Genomic DNA, 24,112 nt, shown 5'->3' with positions numbered 1-24,112 from the left:
TCTGTAGTGACGATTGCGTGGTTGAGCGCCCCATTTTTGAAGATTCTGCTGGTCCTATTGGCTTCTGGAGTGGGTTGGACCACAGCCTATGTCTTTTTGCATGCGTGTGTTGCAAAATAGATGCTTGTTTCTTGGGCATGTTGAGCACATATATAGATCATCTCCTGGGCGCGTTCTCCTCCCATTAGCGCCCTCGAGTGTTCCCCTCTGGAGGTTAGCCTTAACAGGCACTTCCAATCAAACTCAGCCGGATCTTCATTGATCCGGCTTTTTTGTTGCCCGGACCCTGCCGGGATGGCTGAGAATTTCACGAGAGTTGCCGCGTAACAGTGTCATGTAACCTCTGGTAACATGACAACGATGGCTTCTGCTGCTATGAAGGGCGCAGGACGCGGTGTGGTTCGAACGGGAGATGGGGGCATCACTCGTACGGCCCGGGCTCAGGCGGCTACCGCGTCCCAACCCCTTTCCGCCGAAAGCGGCGACTGTACATGCGGCGGACCTGCCGTTTCCCCTCCCAAGAAAACGGTCCGCAAACAAAACGGCGTCCGGCTTCCCGGGCGTCGTTTTTGGTTTTTGTCCCCTCGAACAAGGGTTCGAGGGGATGGTGCGTCAAGATCAGGATCAGGCTGCCTTGCCGTTGGTATTCATCGCTTCGTCGGCGAGACGGCCGGTGAGTTCGGCCATATGGTCGAAGACGGCGCGATAGCTGGCGACGCCCGCGGTCGCCGAGCGCAGTTCGATGATCAGGTCGCCGATCTCGGCCTGCGGCATGGTCGCCTCGACGACATCCCATCCCGGCCATCCCGGCCGCGCATCATAGCCGAGGATCTGCCCGCGCCGCTGCGGGATCAGCGCGATGATCTTCGACGTCGCGTCGGACGGCGTGACGATCTCGACCTTCATCACCGGCTCCAGCAGCACCGGCGAGCAGGCGGCCATGCCTTCCTTCATCGCGAGCTTGGCCGCCATCTGGAAGGCCATGTCGGAAGAATCGACCGCATGGTAGGAGCCGTCCGACAGGTTGACGGCGACGTCGACGACGGGGAAGCCCAGCGGGCCGTTCTTCAGGTAATCGCGTATGCCTGTCTCGACCGACTGGATGTAGGTCTTCGGCACGACGCCGCCGGTGATGGTGTCGGTGAACTGGAAGCCGGAGCCGCGCGGCAGCGGCTTGATCTCGATCACCACATCGCCGAACTGGCCATGGCCGCCCGACTGCTTCTTGTGGCGGCCACGCTGCTGCGCCGATTTGCGGATCGTCTCGCGATAGGGCACCGCCGGCGCGTGGCCTTCGACCGGGATCTGGTTCTTGCCCTCCAGCCGCTCGCGCACGACGCGCAGATGCATTTCGCCATGGCCTGACAGCACCGTCTCGGCCGAGTCCTGGTTGTGGCGCAGGCTGAGCGAGGGATCTTCCTCGGCCAGCCGCTGGATGGCGGCCGACATCTTGACCTCGTCCTTGCGTTCCTTCGGCCGCAGCGCGAAGGCGAAGACAGGCTGCGGCGGCTCGAACGTAAACAGCTGCTTGGTGCCGCCCTTGGCCGAGGTCAGCGTCTGGCCGGTCTTGACCTCGTCCAGCTTGCCCAGCGCCACCGTGTCACCGGCCTTGGCGGCGGCGAGCTTGGACTGGTCCTTGCCGAGCATCTTGTAGATGCCGGAAACCTTGGCGGTGTCGCCGCCGGGCAGCCACAGCTCGGAGCCATCGGCGACCTGGCCGGACAGGATGCGCGACGCCGACAGCTTGCCGCCATGCGGCGTGTGGATGGTCTTCATCACCTGGACCACGGTGGCGCCGCCGTCCGAGGCACCAAGCCGCTTGCGGGTCGCCTCGATGTCGGGCGCGTCGTGGCGGATCGCCTTCAAGAGGCGCAGCACGCCGTTGCCCCTCTCGGCGGTGCCGATCAGCACCGGCGTCACCACGCCTTCGCGCAGGTCAGCGGCGAGATCATCGAAGATCGCGTCCTTCGGCGGCTCGATCTCCTCGAGCAACTGTTCCATCAACTGGTCGTCATGGTCGGCCAGGGTTTCCAGCATCGAGAAGCGCGCTTCCAGTTCCCGCGCCTTATCGTCGCCCGGTATCTGAGCCACTTCGCTTTCGGCATATTCGCGGTAGATGTAGGCACGCTCCAGCGCCAGGTCGATCGAGCCGATGACGACGCCGTCCTTGCGCAGCGGAATCTGGCGCAGCAGGAGCGGCACCGAGCTTGCCGGTTGCAGCATCTTCAGCGTGTCGCGCACGCCTGATATCGCCTTGTCGACCTTGTTGAGGAAGAGGATGCGCGGCACGCCGAGATCGTCGAGCTTGCGCATGATGAGCTGCAGGGCAGGAATCTTCTTTTCGTCCGCCTCGGCCACGACCACCGCGAGGTCGCAGGCGGCCAGCACCGGCTCGGCCTCGAAGGAGAATTCGATCGAGCCGGGACAATCGACGAAGGTGATCTGCTCGCCCATGAATTCGGTGGTTGCGATCGTCGCCTCGACGCTCATGGCGTGGGCGCGCGCCTCCGGCGAATGATCCGAGACGGTGCTGCCTGATGAGACGGGATTTTGTCGGGGGATGGCGCCCGTACGGGCCAATATGGCTTCGAGAAGTGTCGTCTTACCGCTTGCAAAGGGACCGACTATGGCAATGCATTTCGGTCCCGTGCGTCGTCCTCCGGCGCGAGTACCCATGGCTGACCTCCACTCAGGCGTTTCCCTAGGGACCGACTGGCATGCATGGTTCAGGCGTGGTCAATCGGTCCTGAGCGGCGGCCGGCCTGTTCGACCGTCGCGGGCGGGGTTCTTTTCCTGTTGCCACCTGCCCTGAAGCATCGTCCCACTTGTTTGCCGGCAGGGCAAGGGAAATAGAAATCCGCTGCCGTGCGGTGGGGGTCTCAGGCGCTCAGCGCCAAGGGTTCGGCATCGATGGCGCGCAAGGGCGCCACCTTGTCGCGGGGCGCCGGCCTGCCGAAGAAGTAGCCCTGGAAACGGTTGCAGCCGGCGGCCTTGGCCAGCGCGAACTCTTCCTGCGTCTCGACACCTTCCGCCACGATGGTGACGTCCTGGATGCGCGCGATCTGCGCCAGCGCCGAAACGAAGATCTGCGCCACTTGGTCATGGGCAAGGCTGTGTATGTAGGAGCGGTCGATCTTGATGCTATCGATGGGCAGGGTTTTCAGATAGTTGAAGCCGCAATGGCCGGTGCCGAAATCGTCGAGCGCAATGTGGAAGCCGAGGCCGCGCAACACTTCGAGGCGCCGCAGGATTTCGGGCGTGGCGGCGGTCGCCACGGTCTCGGTGATCTCGATGATGAACTGCGTCGCCGAGCAACCGGTTTCCTTCAGCACGCGGTCGCACATGGTGACGATCTCGTCGCGCTTCAGTTGCTCGCCCGAAACATTGATGGAGATGCGGCGCCCGGGGAAATGGCCGACATCGGTGCAAGCCCGCTTAAACACCCATTCGCCGAGCATGTCGATCAGGGTCGAGCGTTCGGCGATGGGGATGAACTCGGCCGGCGAGATCAGCCCGCGAACCGGATGACGCCAGCGGATCAGCCCTTCGAGAGCATAAGCGGACCCGTCCGGATTGACGATCGGCTGGTAGTGCAGTTCGAGTTCGCCCAGATAGACCGCCGCGCGCAACTCCCGCTCGACCAGGAGCCGGTAGCGCTTGTCGGACAGCATCTCCTCATCGAATACGGTGACGCGGCCACGGCCGGCCGCCTTGCTTTCGTAGAGCGCCAGGTCGGCAACCAGCATCAGTTCCGCCGTGTTGGAGGCATGAGCCGGCGCCAGTGCCACGCCGACCGAGATGGAGAGCGGAATGGTCTTGCCTTCATGCGATTTGCCGGCCCGCATCGTATCGAGCAATTGCCTGATGTCCTTGTTGATGGCGGCGAGGTCGCCATGCGGAATGATGACGCCGAATTCGTCGCCGCCCAACCGTCCGACCATGCCACCGGCAAAGACGCGTTCCGACGTCTTGACCAGGTGCACCAGGGCCAGGTCACCGAACTGGTGCCCGAACGTGTCGTTGAGCTGCTTGAAATGATCGACATCGATCAACAGCAAAGTCGCCTCGCGCCGGTCGCGCATGGTGCCCAAGCTATCGCGCAGCGCTTCGAGAAAGTAGCGCCTGGTCATCGCCCCGGTCATGGCGTCCCTGGTCAGGAAATGATGTTTTTCTGCTTCCGCCGCTTCCGCCGAGCGCAAGCGATGGACGACGCTGCTGCGCATGTACATCAGTGCCAGCAAGGCAAGGCCGGTGGCCAGGCTCGAGACGGCGAAGGCGCCGCCCGAGGGCAGGTTGCGCGAGATGTCGAAAGCGCCGAATGCGGCGGCGCCGATGCTCAGCAAAAGCAGGGCCTGGATGCCGCGATAGATCCGGCCGCTATGGTCCTTGATCGTCGCCAGTATGCTCATCCGACGGCCCCCGCAATGCAGGCTCACGGCTAGTGGCGAGCCGTTAAGAAGACATTGAATTCGCCGTTGCTTCGCCCCGTGCCGTCATGCGCGAAAGGTTCATGGTTAAGGAGAGAAAACCGCTTCTTCCTCCAGACAGCCGAAACGGCCGGTTGCGCCTCGGGCGATATCGGCGGACAATGCTTTTGCCTCGACGAGCAGCGGCGTTTACCGCCGGTCGCTTCACCACCAGTTTCAGGATCAGACGATGAAGATCATTGCTTGCGGCAGCGTGCCGACCATCATAGCGCCGGAGAAATACTTCACCGGCCGGGTTCTGCAGACGCCGATCATCGAGGCGGAGGCGCCGGCGCGGCTGAGAGCGACACTGGTCAGCTTCGAACCGGGGGCGCGCACCCACTGGCACACACATCCGCTCGGCCAGACGCTTTATGTCACCTCGGGCGCCGGGCTTGCCCAGACATGGGGCGGCCCGGTCCAGGAGATCAGGGCAGGCGACGTGATCTGGTTCGCGCCCGGTGAGAAGCACTGGCATGGTGCCGGGCCGAAGACGGCGATGGCGCATATTGCCATGCAGGAAGCGCTCGACGGCGTCCATGCCGACTGGCTGGAGGCGGTTTCCGGCGAGCAATATGGCAGCTAAGACCTGACCAGCCGCGGACGGCGGGCCTATTTGGGTCGCACCATGCTCAGGAACAGCGCGGAAAGGTTTGCCGCGAGTTCGCTGCCGTCGCGCACGCCACCTTCGATGGCGTGATCGACTGCGCCGTGCAGCCCGTTGAACAGGACGATCGCGGCGAGGTCCTGGTCGTCGACGGACCAGGCGCCGGCTTTCGTGCCGGCCGCCAGCAAGGCAGAGAGATCGCCGAGCAGCGGGTTGTCGCCTTTCATCTGCCGCTGGTCGGGGCGATGGTCGTGGAAGACGACGTCGTGCAGCCGATGGTCATCGAGATAGGCCTCGATGCCGGCGCTGACGAAGCTCTTCAGGCGCCCGGTCCAGTCATCAGTCGGGCAGGCCTCCATGGCGCTCAGGATGCGGGCGCGAAACCCCGCCACGAACCGCTCGCGCAGGGCGGCAACGACATCCTCCTTGGAGGTGAAGTAGAGATAGAAGGTGCCTTTGGCGACTTCGGCCCTGGTGGCGATCTCGTCGATCGTCGTGGTGCCGACGCCCTTGGCAACGAACAGCGACGTGGCGGCCCGCAAGATATCGTCACGGCGCACCTCGGCTGGCTTGGTGCGTGGTTTCAGTGCCTTCCTGGCAATGACAGGCATAGGGTTCGGCTCACCGTTCGGGTCTTTCCGCAGCACTGGCTTATCGATTTTCATTAACCTGCTTCTAACGGTCGAGACAAGCTTTTTATAATGATTCCAAAGTAACTTATCCATATTGACTGACCGTCGGTCAGTGGCATAGATGGCTGCATGTTTCATGTTGGGATAGACCATGCCGAAGAACCGCCTGCCGCTCGTCGCCGCCGTCTATCTCGGCACGTTTGTCGCCTTGCTCGACGTCAGCATCGTCAATGTCGCGCTGCCGACCATCCAACAGGCGCTGCACACCGATTTCGGCGGCATGCAATGGGTGGTCGATTCCTACACGCTGTGCCTGTCGGCCTTCATGCTGTCGTCGGGGCTGATCGGTGACCGCTATGGCCGCAAGCGCTCATGGCTGGCGGGCGTCGGCATCTTCGTTGCCGGTTCGCTGATCTGTGCCGTCGCGCCCAATTTGCCGGCGCTGCTCGCCGGCCGCGTGGTGCAAGGCATTGCCGGCTCGCTGCTTATTCCTGGCGCGCTGTCGATCCTGACGCAGGCTTTTTCCGATCCACGCGAGCGGGCCGGCGTCATCGGCGGCTGGGCCGCGTTCGCCGCCGTTTCTCTGGTCGTCGGCCCGGTGCTGGGCGGCATTCTGGTGCAGACAGTCGGCTGGCAGAGCATCTTCCTGATCAATCTGCCGCTCGGCCTTTTCACCATCACGCTGGGCGCCGTGTCGATCGAGGAGACGGCGCATCCCGAACATGCCCATCTCGACCTTGTCGGCTTGGCGCTCTCGATCCTGTGGCTCGGCGCGCTGACCTTCGGCCTGATCTCTGGCGGCGAGAACGGCTGGGGCGATGCCTGGACCATCACGGCCATCATTGCCGGTGTCGTTGGCCTGGCGGCCTTCCTTGGCTTCGAGGCGCGCACGCCACGGCCCATGCTGCCGCTCGGCCTGTTCCGCGACGTGCGCTTTGCCGTCGCCAACGTCGCCTCGTTCGCACTCGGCTTCACCTCCTACAGCTGCGTCTTCTTCTTCTCGATGTTCCTGCAGCAGGTGCAGGGCTGGTCGCCGACGCAGACCGGCCTGCGCATGGCGCCGGCCTTCCTTGTCCAGATTGTCGTGTCACCCTGGATCGGCCGGCTGAGCGGCCGCTATGGGCATTCGCTCTTGATGACGGCGGGCTATGTGCTGATCGGGCTTTCTATGCTCGGCATGTGCTGGGCCGGGCCGTCGACGCCATACGCGTTGCTCTGCGCCCTGTTCATCATCAACGGTCTCGGCAATTCGCTGGCGATCCCGACCGGCAGTGCCGCCGCCATGTCCTACGCGCCACGCGAGCGCTCCGGAATGGTGTCGGCCGTCATCAACGCCACCCGCCAGAGCGGGCTGGCCATCGGCATCGCGCTGCTTGGCGCCTTGATGAGCATGCGGGCGACGAGCCTGTTGACCGGATATCTCCGCGATGCCGGTGTCGGCAATGCCGAAGCGGTGGCTCGTGCCGCCATATCACGGCATGATTTCGCAACCGACGCGGCAATCGGCGCGGGTGGCGTGCATCGGCTGTTCGCCACCGCCTATGCCGGCGGCTTCCACGCCGCGATGCTGACGGCGGCGATTGCCGCCTTCCTCACCGCCGCTCTGCTGATCATGGTCCTAGCGCCGGCCGAGGCGCGTTCGGCCAGGCAAGCAAAGCAACAGGCGTAAGCAGCCTCGCCTCCCAACAAAAACCCAGCGATGATGGCGCCGGGTTTCTTTTGTCGCCAGATCGATCCGATCAGGTCAGCGATGCCGTGAAGCGCTGGATGCGCGTGCAGGCTTCCTCCAGCAGCGACTCCGAGGTCGCATAGGAGATGCGGAAGTTGGGGCCGAGGCCGAAGGCCGAGCCGAACACCACCGCAACACCTTCCGCCTCGAGCAGTTCCGAACAGAAGGCCTCGTCGGTGTCGATCACCTTGCCGGCCTTGGTCTTCTTGCCGATCAGCTGGGCACAGGACGGATAGACATAGAAGGCGCCTTCCGGCGACGGGCACGTGATGCCGCGGGCCTGGTTGAGCATCGAGACGACGAGGTCGCGCCGCCCCTGGAAGATCGCCTTGTTCTTCGCGATGAAGTCCTGTGGGCCGTTGAGCGCCTCGACGGAAGCCCATTGGGCGATGGTGCAGGCGCCCGAGGTCTGCTGGCCCTGGATCATGTCCATCGCCTTGATCAGCTGGACCGGACCGGCTGCATAGCCGATGCGCCAGCCGGTCATGGCATAGGCTTTCGACACGCCGTTCATGGTCAGCGTGCGCTCATAGAGCTTCGGCTCGACTTCGGCGATGGTCTTGAAGACGAAGTCGCCATAGGTCAGGTGCTCGTACATGTCGTCGGTCAGCGTCCAGACATGCGGATGCTTCAACAGCACGTCGGCCAGCGCGCGCAGTTCGGCTTGCGTGTAGGCCGCGCCCGACGGGTTGGACGGCGAGTTCATCAGCAGCCATTTGGTCTTCGGCGTGATCGCCTTCTCCAGCACTTCGGCCGTCAGCTTGAAGCCATTGTCGATCGAGGTGTCGGCGAACACCGACGTGCCGCCGCAGATCGCCACCATTTCGGGGTAGCTGACCCAGTAGGGGCGGGGGATGATGACCTCGTCGCCGGGGTTCAGCGTCGCCATGAAGGCGTTGAACAGGATCTGCTTGCCGCCGGTGCCGACAATGGTCTGCTCGGGCTTGTAGTCGAGATTGTTCTCGCGCTTGAATTTTTTTGCGATCGCCTCGCGCAGCGGCACAATGCCCGAAACCGGCGGGTACTTGGTTTCGCCACGGCGGATGGCTTCGATCGCCGCATTCTTGATGTTGTCGGGCGTGTCGAAATCCGGTTCGCCGGCGCCGAGGCCGATAATGTCACGGCCGGCATTTTTCAGCTCGCGCGCTTTCTGCGTCACCGCGATGGTGGCGGAAGGCTTTACGCGGGAAAGGGTGTCGGCAAGAAAGGCCATGACCAGATATCTCTCCTTGGGAAGATCGGCGCGGCCAGGAGCGGCCGCGGCGCTTCTCATGTCGCATGATTTCGCTCAGTGCAAGCATTGTCGGCTGATCCAGGCCTCACCGAGCCGTGATTGCCACCTGTAGGCGGCAACAAAAAATTCATTAACGGGCGGTAAGGGCTTGAGTGGCAGGATCGCAATCCATTCCGCCATTTCGCGGAGCGAGGGAACCCTTGTCGCGCAGCATCGGGCTTGCCCATATCATCCGTCATGATGACGGCACCTCGTCAGGTGTCTGGGGCATCTACACGCTGCAAAGCGCCTTCCAGCCGATCTTCGCGTTCAAGGAGGGCAAGCTGTCGGTTGCCGCCTTCGAAGGGCTGATCCGGCCGTTTCGCGACGGCGAGCCGCAATCGCCGATGGCCTTCTTCTCGACCTGTCCGGCCGCCGACCGCCTGCATGTCGAGGCGCTGACCAGGACATTGCATCTGCTCAATGCCGGCGCCTGCCTGCCGCAGGAGGCGTCGATCTTCGTCAATTTCGACCCGTCGGTGTTCACCGAGCGGTCGATCGCCGACAATGCCCTGCGCGAAATGCGGCTGGTGCTGCACGAGGCCGGCATCGATCCGGGCCGTGTCGTGTGCGAGGTGACCGAGCAGAGATCGGCATCGCAGGAGACCCTGCACAGCTTCGTCGCCGCACTCAAGGGCAACGGGTTTCGCATCGCCGTCGATGACTATGGCGCCGACGATTCCGACATCAACCGCATCAAGGAGTTGCGGCCCGACATCGTCAAGTTCGACGCCACCTGGATCACGCAGCTGATGGAGTCCGGCGCCGGCTTCGCGCTGTTGACGACGATGGTCAAAAGCTTCGAAGAACAGGGCATCCGCACGGTGTTCGAGGGCATCGAGGAAGGGTGGCAGCTGGAGCTCGCCGAAAAGTCCGGCGCTTCCATGGTCCAAGGTTTCGTGCTGGCGCGGCCGGAACTGGCGCCGACGAGTTTCCGTGTTTTCGGGAAAACTCCGGACCCGGTTGCCGCCGCAAGTGATGCGTCCACTGCCTCCACCGTCGCTCCGCGTACGGCGCGGCCGGCAAAAGCCTTCGGGCGCAGGGTCGCGCCATGAGGATCGAGCGGCGGCGCAATGTCGGCGAGGCGATCTTCGTTGACGAGATCGGCATCGAATACGGCGTCCATGGCGAGTTCCGCCTGCGCAGCGCCTACCAGCCGATCTTCGCGCCGCTTGGGCGTTCGCTGCACGCAGTGGCGGTCGAGGGCCTGATCGAGCCGCACCGCGCCGGCAGGGCAGGGTCGGCGCGGGCGTTCTTCGAAAGCGTTGCCCCGGAGGACCGGGTGTTTGTCGAGACCATGTGCCGGGTGCTGCATCTCAGGAATTTCCACAATATCGGCGTCGACGGGCTCGATCTGTTCTTCAACTACAATCCGATGGTCAACGACCATTCCGGGCGGGCGCTGGCCGAGATCAGGCTGATGAGCCGGCATCTCGGCGAACTCGGCCTCGCCCCCGGCATGCTGGTCTGCGAAATCACCGAACAGGCGGCGGACGAAGCGCTTCTGGCCCACCTGGTGCGTGAAATGCGGCGCGACGGCATCCGCATCGCCATCGACGATTTCGGTACCGGCCATTCGACCGAGGAGCGGGTGAGCCTGCTTCAGCCCGACATCGTCAAGATCGATGGCGGCTGGTTCGCGGAATTCTGCCGCCATGCCGCCGCCGAACGCTTCTTCCGCCCGCTGGTCTCCAGCCTGCATGACCGCGGCGCCAGGGTGCTTGTCGAAGGCATCGAGCAGCCCGTCCATCTGCGCGTCGCGCTCGACGGCGGCGTCGACCTGCTGCAGGGCTATCTTCTCGCACGGCCGGCGCTGGCCGGCACCATCTTCAACGAAGAACCGCTCGTTATCGATGCGCTGCTGGGCAGGGAGAACAATGTCGTGCCGCTGTTCGGCTAAGCGACTTCGGCGACTGGCGAAAGCGGTGCCACAGCGTCCTTCTCCCCGTTCTACGGGGAGAAGGATGCTCTCATCAGCGCCGCTGATTGTCCCACCAAAACAAATCATTGGTTGAAGGCACGGCGGCTGCGATAATCGCCTGGTCAGGGCAGCTCTGGGGACCGATCCATGATACTCTACAGCATGATCGACAGCGGCAATTGCTACAAGCCGCGCCTGCTGATGGCCAAGCTTGGCCTCGCCTTCACCACGATCGAGGTGAGTTCGCATACCGGCGACACGCGCAAAGCCGATTTCGTTGCCAAGAACCCGAATGCCATGGTGCCGCTGCTCGAACTCGACGACGGCCGCCGGCTGGCCGAGTCCAACGCCATCCTGCTCTATCTCGCCGAAGGCACGCGCTTCCTGCCGGCGGACAAGTATGAACGTGGGCTCGCCTATCAATGGCTGTTCTTCGAGCAATACAGCCACGAGCCCTATATCGCCGTGCGCAAGGCCCTCCTGACCTTTCCCGAACGCGCCAGGGATGCGACGCCCGAGCGGCTGGCGATGACGCTGGAGCGCGGCCACAAGGCGCTCGGCGTGATGAACAGATATCTGGAGAACAACGCCTTCTTCGCCGGCACTGCCTTCAGCGTCGCCGACATCGCGCTCTATGCCTACACGCACACGGCCGAGCAGGGCGGCTTCCAGCTCGACGCCTATCCGGCTGTCGTGGCCTGGCTTGGCCGCGTCGAGGCGGATCCGGGGCACGTGCCAATCGAGTGGGTGGGTTGAGACCTTCTCAATTATTCTACTCCGGCGGCCACCTAGCGCGGTTTTCTGCGCTTCCGGTGCTCACGTCTTAAACGTACGCTCCGCCCCCGTTTTCGAAAACCACGCTATCTGACTCGCCAGAGCGAATTCTTGAAAAGGCCTCGGCGCTGCGGCTAAAGACGTCGAAAGTTTCCGGCTCGAACTTCGGCCAACGCCTTTTTGGCAAACTCGTCCAGTCGACCTGCCTTTGCATCGGCCTCGATCATCGGGGTTGCAAAGTTAAATGGCTGAACCCAGACAAACAAAAAGGCGGGATAAATCCCGCCTTCCCATGCTTGGTAGCCTGATTGGGAGCGTCCGGTCCGGGCTGGCAGCTATCTGCTGTTCCAGCTTGTCGGGTCTTTCCGCTCCGGGCCCGCTTCTCGCGCGACCGTCAGTACATCCGTGACTTGCCGCGCGCCCCGAGCTCTCGCCCGGCGCGCGCCATTCGCAAAATCAGGCTGCCTTGCTCAGAGATCCAGCGGACGACTTGCCAGTGCGGCGGTCCTGCTCGATCTCGAAGTTGATCTTCTGGCCTTCGACCAGGGTCGACAGTCCAGCGCGCTCGACAGCGGAGATGTGGACGAAAACGTCCGCGCCGCCCGCGTCAGGCTGGATGAAGCCGAAGCCCTTGGTGGCGTTGAACCACTTGACCGTTCCAGTTGCCATAAAAATAGTCCTTGCATTTGCTTTGGTTTGACCGGACCGAAGTCCAGCCGGTGTGCATCGAGATTTTGGAGATAGACGTCAGCAAACGCGAAGATCGCGAGGCCCGGATCGATCGGCCGAAATATCAATGGGGCTGATATAGGCTGCTTTCGTTCCAAAAACAAGACTGCGTGAGAAAGCTGTGATTGAAGGCCTGCCCAACGGCCGCCCCAATCTGGTGGAACCGTCGCGGCGGATCGCGCTGTCCGTGGGCGGCGGATCAGGGGAGGAAACCATGAAAACCATAGTGCTTGCCGCCTGTCTGACGCTGGTGGCCGCCGAGGCGCAGGCGATCTCGCGCTATGACCCGACGCATATGAGCTGCGGCAAGCTGCAGTCGACGATCGCCAGGCAAGGCGCGGTCATCCTGCGCTACCAGTCGAAACGCGTGCCTGGGCTGCCGCTCTACGACCGCTATGTGCAGAGCCAGCAATTCTGCACCATGGGCGAGGTGCGGACGCGCGCCTATGTGCCGAGCGCCGACAACAAGTCCTGCCCGGTCTACAACTGCAAGCGGCCGGACAATGACCGGCATTTCCGCCGGCGATTTTTCCACAACAATTAGGGCGACGCCAAGTAGGGGCAGCGTCCGCGCCGGCGGCTCAGAAGCCGAAGGATACCTGCGCCGGTGGCGGCGGGCCGACGCGCACGCCTTCCATGGCCAGCATCTTTTCCTTGGTGACGGAGCCGCCGGGCGCCGAGAAGCCGCCGATCTTGCCGCCGGCCGCCAGGATGCGGTGGCAGGGGATGACCAGCGGCACCGGATTGGCGCCGAGGGCCGCACCGGTTTCGCGCGGCAGGCCGGCATGACCGGCGCGCTTGGCGAGTTCGCCATAGGTGGTGGTCTCGCCATAGCTGAGTTTGCGTGCCGCGTCGTAGATGGCCAGGCGGAAGTCGTCGACGCCGTCGAGATCGACCGGAACATTGGAGAAATCGACGTCCTCGCCGGCGGCGTAAGCCTTGATCGAAGCAATGAGTTCGACCACCCATGGCGGCTGCGCCGTGGAGGCGGAAACACCGCTATGGCGCATCAGCCGCCGTTCCACCGATTCACGGCTGCGTTCGGGCAGGCAGAGCCGGATCAGGCCCTTTTCGCTCCAGGCGATGCCCATGAAACCGATCACTGTTTCTAACACTTCGTGGCCAGCTGTGATCGACGGTGTCGTTTCCATGATGCGCTCCTTTCCGCAAAGTGGCGAAATCCGGGATTCCTGCCGGTACATATCAGGAACAATATGGCATCACCGCCCGCGTCTCGCCACCCGAAAACCACCGGATGGCCCCGATTGCTACCCTGGAATCGCTGGTGTAAGGGATTTCTTAACACCCCGACGAACCGGACCCGAGCGCGGCTTGCCAGCAAAACAAACCCTTATCGCGATCGGCGTGATCGTGGCGGCAGCCGGCATCAGCGGCTGCACCTCGACGTCGCAGATGAAGCCTGCGCCGTCCCTGACCGAAACCGCGACCGTTGCCGGCAGCGATGCCGGCTTCACCATAGCGCTGCCTGAGACGGTTTCGGTGCTGCCGCAATCCTCGGGTATTCCGCCCGTCCAGACCGCCGAATTGACGCCGGCGACCGCGCCGGCGCTTGATCCCGCCGCCCAGCCGGCCATGGCGACCGCCGCCTTTGCCGGCTCCACGCCGGCCGCACCCGCCGTGCCCGCTGTCATGACCGCCAACGCCTGGCAGGCGCCGCCGCCGGCCAGGGCGGGTAAGCCCGTCAAGGCGGCTCAGGCGGCTCAGACCTACACCACCGCCGGGCTCATTGTGCCGGCGGTCGCCGGCAGCGGCCAGAAACTGCCAGGGGTGCAGCAGGTCGCCTATGTGGTGCCGCAGAACCCGGCTTCCCTGGTGCAGTTCCCCTCCGCGCCGCTTGGCCCGGCGCAGGAAGAGCACACGGGCATGCGTGGCGATGTCGACCGTCTGATCGTCAAATACGCCGCGCTCTACCAGGTGCCGGTGGATCTGGTGCGCCATGTCGTCAACCGCGAGAGCACCTTCAATCCCAAGGCTTACAACAATGGCCATTGGGGGCTGATGCAGATCAAGCACGCGACGGCGCGCGGCATGGGCTATGACGGCCCGGCCAAGGGCCTGTTCGACGCCGAGACCAATCTGAAATACGCGGTCAAATATCTGCGCGGCGCCTGGCTGGTGGCCGGCGGCAACGCCAAGAAGGCCGACTGGCTCTACCAGACCGGCTATTATTTCGACGCCAAGCGCAAGGGCCTGCTCGAGGCGACCGGCCTCGGTGTCGACCGCAAGCGACGTCCGCAGCCCGACGCCTGAGCGCGATGCCTGAACCGCGCCCGCCGGCCCTCAACGACATCCGGCTGCGCAAGATCCTCGACGAGACGCTCGTTGCACCGCACTGGCCGGAAGGTTTTGCCATGCGCTGCTTCGAGCCAGGCGACGCACGACCCCTTCATGCGCTGCTGAGCGAGGTGTTCGACGACGGCGCCGACGGCCCGTTCGACGAATGGTGGCCACGCATATCGGATGATCCCGAATTCGACCCGGCGCTGTGCTTCCTCGTCATCGACGGCAAGGGCCGGCTGGCGGCAGCGGCGCTGTGCTGGACGTCTGCTTTCATCAAGGATCTCGCCGTTCACCCCGAGGCGCGCGGCAAGGGCATCGGCGAGGCGTTGATGTGGCAAGCCTTCGCCACCTTTCGCGACCGCGGTGCGGCCCATGTCGACCTCAAGACCAACACGGTCGAGAATGCCGCCGCCGTGCGGCTCTACGAGCGGACGGGGATGATGCCCGTAGCATGGGAAGGCTAAGGGCCGATCGCTTCCTGCCGGTTGGTGCCGGCCGATTTTCCCGCCGCCGAGCGGAAAACCCGGCGCAATGTGAACAGCTTCACATAAGCGGCCGTCGGTCCATGCTAACGAAGCGTCATGACGCCAAACGGCTGATCTGGATCGTCGATCAGCTGGGCACAGGAGGAAGCCGCACCGGCATGTGTCGGCGCCTCCAAGGCAGGTCCCGCGCTGGGGTTTCGGGGCCTGCCTTCATGCGCGATCTTCTCCCTAAATATCCGGCGCGTTGCCGATCTTCTGCTTGATCTCCAGCGCCCAGGCGCGGCCCTCATCGCCACCCCACAGCAGCCAGGCGATATAGCCGGCCGACGGGTTGTCCTCATTGCCGTAATTCTTGCCGCGCTTGTCAATCTCGTGGCGGGCAAAGTAGCTGACCATGCGGCGGATGGTGGACGGCGCGAGCTTCTCGCGGTTCTTCAGTTCGGTCGCCCGCGCCACGCCGATCTCGGTGCCGCCACGGCTGAACTCTCCGCGCAGCCGCAAGCCCTTGGCGGCATTGTCGGCCACCACTTGCGGGCAGCGCAGGTCGATCTCGTCGGCTTCGTGCATTTTGTCCCCCCACGGCTCGCTTTACCTTGCCGTGAGAATGCCGGGAAGCCTGGGAGGTTCCCTTGCAATGAATCGCCGCGCCATCCGAAGAAATGTCGGGAACCGGTCGTCGCCAAACGTCCTTGGGTCGCAGAACAACAGCGCCGGGACGCCGGCGCCGACTTAAGGGAGCCGATCATGATCACCTTTCCCAACGAATCCGCGAAATATCGCACCGCCCGCGAAAAGCTTCTGAAGAAGGAAATCGAGCTGCGCCGCGCCATGGAAGCCGTGGCCGAGGCGCGGCGCGCGCTGCCGCCGGGCGGGCTGATCCGCCAGGACTATGTCTTCGATGCGCTCGGTGCCGACGGAAGGCCGGCGAAGACAAAACTGTCGGAACTGTTCGCGCCGGGCAAGGATTCGCTCATCCTCTACCAGATGATGTTTCCGCGCCATCCCCAGGAAACGCGCGACGTGGCGGCGAGCGGCGGCACGGCCAAGCTCGCCCGGCCGGACCAGCCATGCCCGTCCTGCACGGCGCTGCTCGACCAGTGGGACGGGGCCGTCGGCCATCTCGAAGCCGCCGGCTTCAATTTTGCGGTTGTGGCGAAAACCGCGCTGGAAAATCTCGTTACGCTCAGCCGCGATCGTGGCTGGAAGAACATGCGGCTGGTGTCGTCGGCCGCCAACAGCTTCAAGCGCGACTACAATGCCGAGGACGCCGATGGCGCGCAGATCCCGCTGCTGTCGGTGTTTCACCGCGACGGCGACGCTATCCGCCATTTCTGGTCGTCCGAGCTCGGCTTCGCGCCGCCGGAGCCCGGCCAGGACCCGCGCGCCATCGGCACCTGCGAGATCCTGTGGAACCTGATGGATTTCACGCCGCAGGGCCGGCCGGATTGGCACGAGCAGCTGCAGTATGGCGAGGCGTGCTGTCACTGACATCAGGACGTTTCGGCTTCAGTCGCCGCGCTTCATCTTGGAATGGCTTTCGGCAAGTGGTCGCTATCCCACCTGCTCGACGAGCCAGGCGGGGCTGGTGCCTGCTTCGGCCGGAACATCGGAAGGCCCGCCGCATTGATAGGAGACGGTTTCGACCCCCTTCACGGATTCGAAATGCGACCGACAACAGTCAGCAGCCTGCGGGACTTGGTGCGAGAAAGCCTGGTTGGCTTTGTCAACGACAATGCCCTTAGCCACGGCGCGGCGATGGCCTTTTATGCCGCCACGTCGCTGGCCCCGGTTCTGATAATTGTCGTCGCGATAGCAGGCATTGCGTTTGGGCATGACGCAGCGCAATTGGCTTTGTCTGCTCAGATCTCGGGGCTGATGGGTTCGGACAGCGCGGCGGTCCTTCAAACCGCGCTCGAAGGGGCATCCAGCAAATCATCGGGGACCCTGGCGGCCATCATCGGCATGGCCACTTTGCTCGTCACCGCCTCCGCGGTGTTTGGCGAGATGCAGCAGGCCCTGAATGCAATATGGAAGGTTGAAGCGAAAGGGAGTTCGCTGTCGCGGCTCTTGCGCGCCCGTGCGGCAAGTCTTGGCCTGGTCGCCGCCCTCGGCTTTATGTTGCTGGTCTCTTTGGTGGCGAGCGCGGCGATCTCGGCTTTGGGCAATTTGATCAGCGCTCAATTGCCGTTCGGCGAATTTGTTCTGAGCGCGATCAACACCCTGATATCCTTTTCCCTGATCACCGTGATGTTTGCCGCGATCTACAAAGTCCTGCCGGACCGTGCCTTGGAATGGCGGGATGTCTGGATCGGCGCTGTCGTCACCGCCGCTCTGTTCACGTTGGGGAAGTCGCTTATCGGTTGGTATATCGGCACAAGTGCAATCGCTTCCTCATATGGCGCGGCCGGAGGGCTGCTCGTCATACTGCTCTGGGTCTACTATTCATCAGAAATCTTTCTACTCGGTGCGGAGTTGACCCGCGCCTATTCCGTTCGGCATGGCAGCAGGTCCGACTTGTACGGACTGGTTCACAATGCTCCCGCTTCAGACAACCTTGTTTCAATTCGCCGCAGGGCCGGAGCTTCGGGCGTCGTTGCGTTGTTGGCGGTGGCGTGCGTGAGCGCAACCATGACGGCCTTCCTGCTGGGGCCTCGTCGCCCGTAGAGCAGGGGTCACGCTGCAATCGTGAGGCCGCTTTTCATCCTTCGGACTGGAGAAGCGGCGCGTCGGCAACCTCACCGCCTCTGCCGCGTTGGGCCTTCGAGGACACCTCTCACGGAGCGCTTCGATGAAACCGCATCTCGCCACCGCCATGCTGGCCCTTCTCGCCGGAACGCCTTCAGCCTTTTCCCAACAGCCGTCCAGCGACGTGCCGCCCGTTTCTGAGAACAAGGTCGACACCGAAACCTTCACCAGGACCCTGGCCAGCGCCAACCGCTTCGAGATCGAAAGCGGCAAGCTGGCCGAGAAAAAAGCCGTCGCGGCCGATGTGAAGGATTTCGCCGCACTGATGGTCAAGGATCACACCAAGGCCGGCGAAGATTTCAAGGCGGCGCTTGATAAGAGCCAGACCACGGCGTCCGTCACCCCGCAAGGCCCGCCGTTGCAGCCGAACGACCAGGCGATGCTCGACCAACTCAAGGCGCTCGACGGCGACGCCTTCCAGGCCAAATACATCACCTTGCAGACGCAGGCACACAAGCAGGCCGTGGCGATGGTTTCCACCTATGCGCAATCCGGCGACGACCCGGCGCTGAAGGAATTCGCCAAGAAGACGCTGGAAACGCTGAAGATGCACGAGATGCATTTGAAGGATTTGGCGGCGGTGCATTAGAGCGCGGCTTGACCCTTGGCTTTTCGAGCTTCGAACGCCCTGAGCCATGCGAAGGGCCGGGGGAGGCTGATCCACCTGCCGGGTCCCCGCTGCTTCGCAGCGTCCCGGCGTTCGCCGGCCTTTCATCGTGCCACTGGCACGATGAATTCGCTTCGCGATCCGGCTGCTCACCCCACAAGGAGGAGAAGGAAGAACGACGCTGGCGTTCGCTGGCCGCCACGATAAGCTCCCCCCAACCCAGGGAGCATCACCATGAAAAAGCAAGTCATCGAAGTACCTGTCATGTCGGACAAGGTGCGCTCGCTCGGCCTGCCCTGTTCGACGGCGGTGAAGGCCAATGGCTTCGTTTTCATCTCGGCGACGCCGCCGGTGGACATGGTGACCGGCGAGATGGTGCGCGGCGACATCGAAACGCAGACTGAGGCGTCGCTGAAGGCGCTGAAACACTGCCTGGAAGCGGCCGGCACTTCGCTGGACAATGTGGTGATGGTGCGCATCTACGCCGTCAATTCCGGCTTCTACAACGCCATCAACCGGGTTTACGCCAAGTATTTCTCCACCAACCCGCCGGCGCGGAGTTTTGTGCCGGTGGCGTCGTGGCCGATGGAATTCGATATCGAGATCGAGTGCGTGGCGGTGGCGTGAGTCTTCCCTCTCGAACCGGCATCCATGCTGGTTGTTTCCTGAAATTTTGGGCCAGCAAACGCCGCTTCATGGTGACGCGTGGCTTCCATTGAGCGGCGACTTGCCGACGACAATGCCGAGCGCTGGTGTTCAGCCGGAAGCGAGATAAGCTCGCCGTAACCACAGGGAGATCGTCATGACCAAGGAAATCGTCGAAGTGTCGGTGCTGTCGGCGGCGGTGCGCGCGCTGGGCGTGCCGTTGTCGCTGGTGACCAGGGCCGCCGGGCTGGTCTTCGTCTCCGGCACGCCACCGCTCGATCTCTTGACCGGCAGGCTGGTCAAGGGCGACATCGAGGTACAGACCGAGGCGTCGCTGAAGGCGCTGAAACATTGCCTGGAAGCAGCCGGCACCTCGCTCGACAATGTGGTGATGGTGCGCATCTACGCCGTCAATGCCGGCTTCTACAACGCGATCAACCGGGTCTATGCCAGGTATTTCCCCGAAAACGCGCCATCGCGGACGTTTGTGCCAGTGGCGTCATGGCCGATGGAGTTTGATATCGAGATCGAGTGTGTGGCGGTGGGGTGAGAGTGAGAGGCGGTCAGCGCAGCGGACGAAAGGCCAATTGCTTGGCTTTTCGAGCTTCGAATGCCCTGAGCCTGCGAAGGTCGGTGCGTCCTAACATAAGTTTTTGCTTGTCTTTCAAGTAAACTCGCTCTCAACTCTCTCCGGGATAGGGAGGGCGAGTCATTGAACAAATTACCGAAGAAATTTATTGAGCGAGTTGCGTCGAATCTCAAGAAGTATCAGCGGATCACGCTGGCGCAGCAAAAATCCGATGTCGCGGAGGCCGACACGGTTACCTTGGTCAAGGATATCTTGGCCGACATTTTCGGTTACGATAAATATGACGAACTAACGTCGGAACATCAGATCAAGGCGACATACTGTGATCTCGCGATCAAGATCGCGGGAAAACTGCGATTGCTTGTCGAAGTGAAATCAGCAGGCAGCAGCCTGGCTGATAATCACCTGAGGCAAGTTATCGACTACGGGGCTCACCAAGGCATTCACTGGGTCATCCTGACCAATGCAGTCGAATGGCGACTGGTCCGTATCTATGTGGCAAATCAGATCAGCCACGAAGAAGTTTGCCGCATCGTCCTCGCCGACATGAATCCCAAGAATGAGGATCATCTGCAGTGCCTCTTCCTATACGCCAAGGAGGGGCTGACGACCGATGCGATGGATGCCTTTCATCAGCAGGCCCAGTTGTTCAACAAGTTTACGGTTTCGGCGATCATCCGTTCCGAAGCTGTAATTTCGGTGGTGCGTCGCGAAATCCGGAAGCTGTTTCCCGACATCAAGGTCGGCAATGAGAACCTATCTCAGTTGATTGAGAACGAAGTAATCAAGCGGGATACGATCGAAGGCGACAAGGCAAAGGAGGCCGTCGCTAGAATGCGAAAGGCACTGAACAAATTGGAACGGACTAAGAACAAGGCTGCGAAAGCAGTTGTCGCCGACGTTGCGAGCTAGGCTCGCCAATCCAATTTGAGATGTGAGCGCCGCCGCTCATCCGCCTGCCGGCACCTTCTCCCCGTTGAACGGGGAGAAGGGAGCTAGTCGCCCTAAGCAAAATACTCCTGCAACGGCCTGACTTCCAAACTCCCCGCCTTCAGCGCCGCGATCGCCTCGGCCACGGCCGCCGCACCTGACAGCGTCGTGTAGTACGGCACTTTCTGCATCAGCGTCGCCCGGCGCAGCGACTTGGAGTCCGACACCGCCTTCTGGCCGTCCGTGGTGTTGAAGACGATCTGGACCTGGCGGTTGCGGATGGCGTCTTCGATGTGGGGGCGGCCTTCGAGGACCTTGTTGATCTTTTCGGCCACGACGCCGTTTTCGGCGAGGAAGCGCTGCGTGCCTGAGGTCGCCAGCACCTTGAAGCCGAGGCCGGCGAGGCGCTTGACCGCCGGCAATATGCCTTTCTTGTCCTCGTCGCGCACCGAGACGAACAGCGTGCCGGAGCGTGGCAGGTCGACGCCGGCGCCGAGCTGGCTCTTGGCGAAGGCGAGGGCAAAATCGCGGTCGAGGCCCATGACCTCACCGGTCGAGCGCATTTCCGGGCCGAGCAGGATGTCGACGCCGGGGAAGCGGGCGAAGGGGAAGACGGCTTCCTTGACCGCGATGTGGCCGGGATTTCTGGGGTCGGGCATGGCGCCGTAATGGGCGAAGGCGTCTTCCAGCGTTTCGCCGGCCATGATGCGGGCGGCGATTTTCGCGATGGGACGACCGATGGTCTTGGCGACGAAGGGGACCGTGCGTGACGCGCGCGGGTTGACCTCCAGCACATAGACCGTGCCGTCCTTGATCGCGTACTGCACGTTCATCAGCCCGCCGACATTGAGCGCGCGGGCGAGGGCCGCCGTCTGGCGCTCAAGCTCGTCGACCAGCTCCGAAGGCAGCGAGTGCACGGGCAGCGAGCAAGCACTGTCGCCAGAATGGATGCCGGCCTCCTCGATGTGTTCTAGAATGCCCGACACAAAGGTCGCCTTGCCGTCGCAGAGGCAGTCGACATCGACCTCGATGGCGCCTGAGAGATAGGTGTCGAACAAAAGCGGGTTCTTGCCCAGCAGTGTGTTGATCTGGCCGGTCTTGTCGTTGGGGTATTTCTGCTTGATGTCCTCCGGCACCAGGCCGGGCACGGTGTCGAGCAGGTAGCTCTGCAGCATGCTCTCGTCATGGATGATCTGCATGGCGCGGCCGCCCAGCACATAGGACGGGCGCACCACCAAGGGGAAACCGAGCTCGCCGGCGACGAGGCGGGCCTGTTCGACCGAATAGGCGATGCCGTTCTTCGGCTGGCTGAGGCCGAGCTTGTGCAGGAGCTTCTGGAAGCGGTCGCGGTCTTCGGCCAGGTCGATCATGTCGGGCGAGGTGCCGAGGATCGGGATGCCGGCCTTCTCCAGCGCATCCGCCAGCTTCAGCGGCGTCTGGCCGCCGAACTGGACGATGACGCCGACCAGTTCGCCCGAGGCCTGCTCGGCGCGCAGGATCTCCAGCACGTCCTCCGCCGTCAGCGGATCGAAATAGAGCCGGTCCGACGTGTCGTAGTCGGTCGACACCGTCTCCGGGTTGCAGTTGATCATGATCGCTTCATAGCCGGCATCGCGCAGGGCGAAGGCGGCATGGCAGCAGCAATAGTCGAATTCGATGCCCTGGCCGATGCGGTTCGGTCCGCCGCCGAGGATAACCACCTTCTTGCGCGACGAGACCTGCGCCTCGTTGGCGAGGCTGCCTGCGAACGGCACTTCATAGGTCGAGTACATGTAGGCGGTGGGCGAGGCGAACTCGGCGGCACACGTGTCGATGCGCTTGTAGACGGGATGAACGTCGAGTTTTTCGCGGATCTTCGTGACCACTTCGGCGTCGGTCCTGGTCAGCGACGCCAGGCGGGCGTCGGAGAAACCCATGGCCTTCAGCATGCGCAGGTTGACGGCATCCTGCGGAATGCCGTGCTCGCGGATGCGGGCTTCCATGGCCAGGATGCCGGCGATCTGTTCGAGGAACCACGGGTCGATCTTGCACATTGCGTGCACGTCTTCCAGCGAGGTGCCCATGCGGATCGCCTGCGCCACCATGCGCAGCCTGTCGGGCGTCGGCGTGCCGAGCGCGGCACGGATGGCGTTGCGGTCGTCGGCGTGGTTGGCAACCGTCGCCCCATGGCCGAGGCCGGGGATTTCGATCTCGTCGAGGCCGGTCAGGCCGGTTTCCAGCCCGCGCAGCGCCTTCTGCAAAGACTCCTGGAAGGTGCGGCCGATGGCCATGACTTCGCCGACCGACTTCATGGCGGTCGTCAGCACCGGCTCGGCGCCGGGGAATTTTTCGAAGGCAAAGCGCGGGATTTTGGTGACGACGTAGTCGATCGACGGCTCGAACGAGGCGGGCGTCGCGCCGCCGGTGATGTCGTTCTCCAACTCGTCCAGCGTGTAGCCGACGGCAAGCTTGGCGGCGATCTTGGCGATGGGGAAGCCGGTCGCCTTGGAGGCGAGCGCGGAGGAGCGCGAGACGCGCGGGTTCATCTCGATGACGACGAGGCGGCCATCGGCCGGATTGACGGCGAACTGCACGTTGGAGCCGCCGGTCTCGACGCCGATCTCGCGCAGCACCGCGATCGAGGCGTTGCGCATCATCTGGTATTCTTTGTCCGTGAGGGTCAGCGCCGGGGCGACGGTGATCGAGTCACCCGTATGCACGCCCATCGGGTCGATGTTTTCGATCGAGCAGACGATGATGCAATTGTCCGCCTTGTCGCGGACGACCTCCATCTCATACTCCTTCCAGCCGAGCACGCTCTCCTCGATCAGCACTTCGGTGGTCGGCGAGGCGTCGAGGCCGGACTGGACGATGTCGTAGAATTCGGCCCTGTTGTAGGCGATGCCGCCGCCGGTGCCGCCCATGGTGAAGGACGGGCGGATGATGGCGGGCAGACCGACATGGTCGAGCGCCTGGGCGGCGATCGCCATGGCATGGCTGATGTAGCGCTGCTTGCGGTCGCCTTCGCCGAGGTTCCAGCGGGTTTCCAGCGCGTCGAGTTCGGCGTCGAGATTTTCCGGCTTCTCGGCCTTCAGTGCGGCGCGCTCTGCCTCATGCGTCTTGCGGTCGGCGTTCTTGACGTCGGTGGCGTTGGCCAGCATCGACTTCGGCGTTTCCAGGCCGATCTTGCTCATCGCCTCGCGAAACAGCGCGCGGTCCTCGGCCTTGTCGATGGCGGTGGCGTCGGCGCCGATCATCTCGACATTGTAGCGGTCGAGCACACCCATGCGGCGCAGCGACAAAGCGGTGTTGAGCGCGGTCTGGCCGCCCATGGTCGGCAGCAGCGCGTCCGGCCGCTCCTTGGCGATGATCTTGGCGACGACTTCCGGCGTGATCGGCTCGATATAGGTGGCGTCGGCGAGTTCCGGGTCGGTCATGATGGTGGCCGGGTTGGAATTGACCAGGATGACGCGGAAGCCTTCCTCCTTCAGCGCCTTGCAGGCCTGGGTACCGGAATAGTCGAATTCGCAGGCCTGGCCTATGACGATGGGGCCGGCCCCGATGATCAGGATCGACTTGATGTCGGTGCGTCTTGGCATGTCATAGGTCCGTTCGGCGGGCGGCTTGCACAAAAAACCGGGACGGGAAGACCCGGCCGGTTGTGCTCGCGATTCTGGTATCAGGCTAGGTGGGCCTTATA

At 63.2% G+C, this 24,112-nt stretch carries 22 protein-coding genes; 14 read left to right on the top strand and 8 right to left on the bottom strand.

The annotated features are described in order from the left end of the window. Window positions 1–624: 624 nt before the first annotated feature. Both AB4Z43_RS06160 and AB4Z43_RS06155 read right to left on the bottom strand, forming a co-directional pair. The gene (locus tag AB4Z43_RS06160) at window positions 625–2,676 is read right to left on the bottom strand and encodes an elongation factor G (RefSeq protein ID WP_441936510.1); all 2,052 of its coding nucleotides are present in this window, start codon (window positions 2,674–2,676) and stop codon (window positions 625–627) included. Window positions 2,677–2,879: 203 nt separating this feature from the next. Beyond that, window positions 2,880–4,409, bottom strand: a complete 1,530-nt coding sequence (locus AB4Z43_RS06155; protein WP_441936508.1) for a putative bifunctional diguanylate cyclase/phosphodiesterase — start codon at window positions 4,407–4,409, stop codon at window positions 2,880–2,882. Between the two features lie 247 nt (window positions 4,410–4,656). On the opposite strand from AB4Z43_RS06155, the gene AB4Z43_RS06150 reads away from it, so the two are divergent. Continuing rightward, on the top strand, window positions 4,657–5,052 hold the full coding sequence (locus tag AB4Z43_RS06150) for a (R)-mandelonitrile lyase (RefSeq protein ID WP_019860539.1): 396 nt from the start codon (window positions 4,657–4,659) through the stop codon (window positions 5,050–5,052). Between the two features lie 26 nt (window positions 5,053–5,078). On the opposite strand, the gene AB4Z43_RS06145 is transcribed toward AB4Z43_RS06150, so the two are convergent. Next, a complete protein-coding gene (locus AB4Z43_RS06145; RefSeq protein ID WP_081295864.1) occupies window positions 5,079–5,738 on the bottom strand; it encodes a TetR/AcrR family transcriptional regulator in 660 nt (219 codons plus the stop codon). 118 nt (window positions 5,739–5,856) lie between these two features. Between AB4Z43_RS06145 and AB4Z43_RS06140 the strand changes: the two genes are divergently transcribed. Continuing rightward, on the top strand, window positions 5,857–7,374 hold the full coding sequence (locus AB4Z43_RS06140; RefSeq protein WP_240564810.1) for an MFS transporter: 1,518 nt from the start codon (window positions 5,857–5,859) through the stop codon (window positions 7,372–7,374). Window positions 7,375–7,444: 70 nt separating this feature from the next. Here the strand turns inward: AB4Z43_RS06140 and AB4Z43_RS06135 are convergent, their stop codons facing one another. Further along, window positions 7,445–8,647, bottom strand: coding sequence for a pyridoxal phosphate-dependent aminotransferase (locus AB4Z43_RS06135; protein ID WP_027047279.1), 1,203 nt, complete (start codon window positions 8,645–8,647; stop codon window positions 7,445–7,447). A gap of 221 nt (window positions 8,648–8,868) precedes the next feature. Here AB4Z43_RS06135 and AB4Z43_RS06130 point away from each other — a divergent pair, with 221 nt between their 5' ends. From AB4Z43_RS06130 to AB4Z43_RS06120, 3 genes are all read left to right on the top strand, one after another. Further along, window positions 8,869–9,762 (top strand): EAL domain-containing protein, encoded by an 894-nt coding sequence (locus AB4Z43_RS06130; protein ID WP_038648962.1) that lies wholly within the window; start codon window positions 8,869–8,871, stop codon window positions 9,760–9,762. Then, window positions 9,759–10,607, top strand: a complete 849-nt coding sequence (locus AB4Z43_RS06125; RefSeq protein ID WP_064980525.1) for an EAL domain-containing protein — start codon at window positions 9,759–9,761, stop codon at window positions 10,605–10,607. Before AB4Z43_RS06130 ends, AB4Z43_RS06125 begins: the two co-directional genes overlap by 4 nt. A 168-nt stretch (window positions 10,608–10,775) precedes the next feature. Next, entirely contained in the window at window positions 10,776–11,384 is a 609-nt protein-coding gene (locus AB4Z43_RS06120; protein ID WP_038648957.1) for a glutathione S-transferase family protein, read from the top strand. 474 nt (window positions 11,385–11,858) lie between these two features. Here AB4Z43_RS06120 and AB4Z43_RS06115 read toward each other — a convergent pair whose 3' ends face one another. After that, the gene (locus AB4Z43_RS06115; protein ID WP_010910991.1) at window positions 11,859–12,071 is read right to left on the bottom strand and encodes a cold-shock protein; all 213 of its coding nucleotides are present in this window, start codon (window positions 12,069–12,071) and stop codon (window positions 11,859–11,861) included. Between the two features lie 274 nt (window positions 12,072–12,345). Here AB4Z43_RS06115 and AB4Z43_RS06110 point away from each other — a divergent pair, with 274 nt between their 5' ends. Next, a complete protein-coding gene (locus AB4Z43_RS06110; RefSeq protein WP_441936504.1) occupies window positions 12,346–12,675 on the top strand; it encodes a hypothetical protein in 330 nt (109 codons plus the stop codon). A 37-nt stretch (window positions 12,676–12,712) separates the two neighbouring features. Here the strand turns inward: AB4Z43_RS06110 and AB4Z43_RS06105 are convergent, their stop codons facing one another. After that, entirely contained in the window at window positions 12,713–13,282 is a 570-nt protein-coding gene (locus AB4Z43_RS06105) for a methylated-DNA--[protein]-cysteine S-methyltransferase (RefSeq protein WP_441936502.1), read from the bottom strand. 181 nt (window positions 13,283–13,463) lie between these two features. Here AB4Z43_RS06105 and AB4Z43_RS06100 point away from each other — a divergent pair, with 181 nt between their 5' ends. Together AB4Z43_RS06100 and AB4Z43_RS06095 are read left to right on the top strand one after the other, a co-directional pair. After that, complete coding sequence (locus AB4Z43_RS06100) at window positions 13,464–14,402, top strand: transglycosylase SLT domain-containing protein (protein WP_441936500.1); 939 nt, start codon at window positions 13,464–13,466, stop codon at window positions 14,400–14,402. 5 nt (window positions 14,403–14,407) lie between these two features. After that, window positions 14,408–14,896 carry a GNAT family N-acetyltransferase gene (locus tag AB4Z43_RS06095; protein WP_441936498.1) on the top strand — a complete coding sequence of 163 codons (489 nt, stop codon included), beginning with the start codon at window positions 14,408–14,410 and terminating at the stop codon, window positions 14,894–14,896. Between the two features lie 249 nt (window positions 14,897–15,145). Here AB4Z43_RS06095 and AB4Z43_RS06090 read toward each other — a convergent pair whose 3' ends face one another. Further along, window positions 15,146–15,484 (bottom strand): hypothetical protein, encoded by a 339-nt coding sequence (locus tag AB4Z43_RS06090; protein ID WP_441936496.1) that lies wholly within the window; start codon window positions 15,482–15,484, stop codon window positions 15,146–15,148. Window positions 15,485–15,661: 177 nt separating this feature from the next. On the opposite strand from AB4Z43_RS06090, the gene AB4Z43_RS06085 reads away from it, so the two are divergent. The 6 genes from AB4Z43_RS06085 to AB4Z43_RS06060 all read left to right on the top strand — a co-directional run bounded on the left by AB4Z43_RS06085 (window position 15,662) and on the right by AB4Z43_RS06060 (window position 20,415). Next, a complete protein-coding gene (locus AB4Z43_RS06085) occupies window positions 15,662–16,405 on the top strand; it encodes a DUF899 family protein (protein ID WP_441936494.1) in 744 nt (247 codons plus the stop codon). A 174-nt stretch (window positions 16,406–16,579) separates the two neighbouring features. Next, window positions 16,580–17,581, top strand: a complete 1,002-nt coding sequence (locus AB4Z43_RS06080) for a YihY/virulence factor BrkB family protein (protein ID WP_441936492.1) — start codon at window positions 16,580–16,582, stop codon at window positions 17,579–17,581. Window positions 17,582–17,705: 124 nt separating this feature from the next. Next, window positions 17,706–18,251, top strand: a complete 546-nt coding sequence (locus AB4Z43_RS06075) for a DUF4142 domain-containing protein (RefSeq protein ID WP_038648947.1) — start codon at window positions 17,706–17,708, stop codon at window positions 18,249–18,251. Between the two features lie 252 nt (window positions 18,252–18,503). Beyond that, window positions 18,504–18,896 (top strand): RidA family protein, encoded by a 393-nt coding sequence (locus tag AB4Z43_RS06070; protein WP_032931345.1) that lies wholly within the window; start codon window positions 18,504–18,506, stop codon window positions 18,894–18,896. 175 nt (window positions 18,897–19,071) lie between these two features. Beyond that, window positions 19,072–19,464 (top strand): RidA family protein, encoded by a 393-nt coding sequence (locus AB4Z43_RS06065; RefSeq protein ID WP_441936489.1) that lies wholly within the window; start codon window positions 19,072–19,074, stop codon window positions 19,462–19,464. A 162-nt stretch (window positions 19,465–19,626) separates the two neighbouring features. Then, on the top strand, window positions 19,627–20,415 hold the full coding sequence (locus AB4Z43_RS06060) for a hypothetical protein (protein ID WP_441936487.1): 789 nt from the start codon (window positions 19,627–19,629) through the stop codon (window positions 20,413–20,415). A 92-nt stretch (window positions 20,416–20,507) separates the two neighbouring features. Here AB4Z43_RS06060 and carB read toward each other — a convergent pair whose 3' ends face one another. After that, window positions 20,508–24,011, bottom strand: a complete 3,504-nt coding sequence (gene carB, locus AB4Z43_RS06055) for a carbamoyl-phosphate synthase large subunit (RefSeq protein WP_202361873.1) — start codon at window positions 24,009–24,011, stop codon at window positions 20,508–20,510. Between the last annotated feature and the right edge of the window lie 101 nt (window positions 24,012–24,112).

Source organism: Mesorhizobium sp. 2RAF45, assembly GCF_052115225.1.
In the GTDB taxonomy this organism is placed as follows: domain Bacteria; phylum Pseudomonadota; class Alphaproteobacteria; order Rhizobiales; family Rhizobiaceae; genus Mesorhizobium; species Mesorhizobium jarvisii.
Note: the sequence above shows the minus strand (reverse complement) of the source record. Positions and strands in the feature narration are given on the sequence as shown.

Coding starts and splice junctions, on each gene's coding strand:
- AB4Z43_RS06160 (WP_441936510.1), bottom strand. CDS start 2,676: ATGGGTACTCGCGCCGGAGGACGACGCACGGGACCGAAATGCATTGCC.
- AB4Z43_RS06125 (WP_064980525.1), top strand. CDS start 9,759: ATGAGGATCGAGCGGCGGCGCAATGTCGGCGAGGCGATCTTCGTTGAC.
- carB (WP_202361873.1), bottom strand. CDS start 24,011: ATGCCAAGACGCACCGACATCAAGTCGATCCTGATCATCGGGGCCGGC.
- AB4Z43_RS06080 (WP_441936492.1), top strand. CDS start 16,580: ATGCGACCGACAACAGTCAGCAGCCTGCGGGACTTGGTGCGAGAAAGC.
- AB4Z43_RS06090 (WP_441936496.1), bottom strand. CDS start 15,484: ATGCACGAAGCCGACGAGATCGACCTGCGCTGCCCGCAAGTGGTGGCC.
- AB4Z43_RS06145 (WP_081295864.1), bottom strand. CDS start 5,738: ATGAAAATCGATAAGCCAGTGCTGCGGAAAGACCCGAACGGTGAGCCG.
- AB4Z43_RS06075 (WP_038648947.1), top strand. CDS start 17,706: ATGAAACCGCATCTCGCCACCGCCATGCTGGCCCTTCTCGCCGGAACG.
- AB4Z43_RS06110 (WP_441936504.1), top strand. CDS start 12,346: ATGAAAACCATAGTGCTTGCCGCCTGTCTGACGCTGGTGGCCGCCGAG.
- AB4Z43_RS06155 (WP_441936508.1), bottom strand. CDS start 4,409: ATGAGCATACTGGCGACGATCAAGGACCATAGCGGCCGGATCTATCGC.
- AB4Z43_RS06065 (WP_441936489.1), top strand. CDS start 19,072: ATGACCAAGGAAATCGTCGAAGTGTCGGTGCTGTCGGCGGCGGTGCGC.
- AB4Z43_RS06105 (WP_441936502.1), bottom strand. CDS start 13,282: ATGGAAACGACACCGTCGATCACAGCTGGCCACGAAGTGTTAGAAACA.
- AB4Z43_RS06120 (WP_038648957.1), top strand. CDS start 10,776: ATGATACTCTACAGCATGATCGACAGCGGCAATTGCTACAAGCCGCGC.
- AB4Z43_RS06140 (WP_240564810.1), top strand. CDS start 5,857: ATGCCGAAGAACCGCCTGCCGCTCGTCGCCGCCGTCTATCTCGGCACG.
- AB4Z43_RS06135 (WP_027047279.1), bottom strand. CDS start 8,647: ATGGCCTTTCTTGCCGACACCCTTTCCCGCGTAAAGCCTTCCGCCACC.
- AB4Z43_RS06095 (WP_441936498.1), top strand. CDS start 14,408: ATGCCTGAACCGCGCCCGCCGGCCCTCAACGACATCCGGCTGCGCAAG.
- AB4Z43_RS06085 (WP_441936494.1), top strand. CDS start 15,662: ATGATCACCTTTCCCAACGAATCCGCGAAATATCGCACCGCCCGCGAA.
- AB4Z43_RS06115 (WP_010910991.1), bottom strand. CDS start 12,071: ATGGCAACTGGAACGGTCAAGTGGTTCAACGCCACCAAGGGCTTCGGC.
- AB4Z43_RS06070 (WP_032931345.1), top strand. CDS start 18,504: ATGAAAAAGCAAGTCATCGAAGTACCTGTCATGTCGGACAAGGTGCGC.
- AB4Z43_RS06150 (WP_019860539.1), top strand. CDS start 4,657: ATGAAGATCATTGCTTGCGGCAGCGTGCCGACCATCATAGCGCCGGAG.